The 322-nt window shown below is 59.0% G+C and carries 1 protein-coding gene; it reads right to left on the reverse strand.

Going from position 1 to position 322, the window contains the following annotated elements:
• Positions 1-277, reverse strand: a 277-nt coding sequence (locus tag J4F42_09830) for a dihydroxy-acid dehydratase (GenBank protein ID MCE2485798.1), incomplete at its 3' end; no start/stop codon positions are given.
• Positions 278-322: the final 45 nt, after the last annotated feature.

Here is a 322-nt window from a genome sequence, read left to right on the forward strand (position 1 = left end):
CGCTCGTGCCCATGGAAATGCCGTCGGACACCCCAATCGTGTTGAAACGCATCCCGACCAGGTCGGCAGCAGCCACGCCCTCTTTGACCTTCGTGGCGATGTCGCCCAGGTGCATGTTGCACGGATTGCCGTCGAACCACACACTGGCGATGCCGACTTGGGCGCGCTGCATATCGGCTTCGGTCAGCCCCGTGGCGTACAGCATAGCCTGAGACGCCCCTTGCGACTTGGGCTGGGTGATGTGGGCACTAGTACGATTGAGTTGTGTATCAGTCATGATGATTCCTCACGAAATACCGCTCGGGGTGCGCAGGATAAAAAT

This window comes from Desulfurellaceae bacterium (assembly GCA_021296095.1).
Taxonomy (GTDB): Bacteria; Desulfobacterota; Binatia; order Bin18; family Bin18; genus JAAXHF01.